This is a genomic window from Bradyrhizobium sp. P2_E8 (genome assembly GCF_056403875.1).
Window position 1 is genome coordinate 1 of sequence record NZ_JBFUES010001664.1, and the last position, 909, is coordinate 909.

Genomic DNA, 909 nt, shown 5'->3' on the forward strand with positions numbered 1-909 from the left:
ACCGTGAGCGCAGCCACGAGCCGCGCGAGGCGCGTGGCGAGGCACGGCTTTCTGCCGAAGCGCGGCCCGCCCCCGAGCCGAGGCCCGCACGCGAGGCGAGGCCCGCACGCGAGGCAAGGCCCCCGCGCGAAGCCAGGCAATCATCCGAGCCGCGTCATGGCGCGCGCCCGCAACCCAATGCGTCGCATGTGCCGTCGATCGGCCGTCCCGAACCGCGCCGCCAGCGCGAGGCCGACACCGAGCCGGGCGATCATTCGCACCTTCCGGCATTTCTGTTGCGACCGGTCCGCTCCCCCGCCGGCGCCTGAAGCGCGACGCGCTTCAGGTCGATTGAGACAGACTGCCGCACACTTTTTCGGACGCATTCGTGAACGTATATTTACGGGGTGTTCACGATCGTCCGTTAGCCTACGAACATAATTTAAGTATTGCCGCGGTCGATTGCGCACCGACCGCTGTGGGGTATGTTCCGTGGTCAAGGTGCTCGACGAACACGAACGCACGATGGCGTTCGCCGAGGTGGCGCTCGGTCAGATCCGCTCGCTCCGCCAAACCGCAATTCCCCGCAATTACGAGATCTGGTACGTCTACGCCACCGGCTACAACGCGCCGCTCAACAAGATCATCAACGAGACGCTGGCCCGCCACGGCAAGCTGACCGAAGCCGATCTCGAGCAGATCTACGAAACCTATCTCTCCCACATCAAGACCACCGATCGCATCGACAAGGTCGGCGCGCGCGTCATCGGCGAGATCGACGACGTGATGAAGGTGCTGAGCGATGCGCTCGGCATGACCGGCTCCTATGACGCCAGCCTGTCGGGCGCGACCGAACGGCTGTCGTCGGCCAAGAGCCGCGAGCAGATCAAGGCGATCGTCGAGACGCTGATGCGTTCGACCAACGAGATG

Annotated in this window: 2 pseudogenes; both read left to right on the top strand. The window is 64.9% G+C overall.

The features are described from left to right. Positions 1–308, top strand: a pseudogene (locus AC1D00_RS43070) (DEAD/DEAH box helicase); the annotation flags it as partial. Between the two features lie 163 nt (positions 309–471). Beyond that, positions 472–909 (top strand): annotated as a pseudogene (locus AC1D00_RS43075) (GGDEF domain-containing protein); the annotation flags it as partial.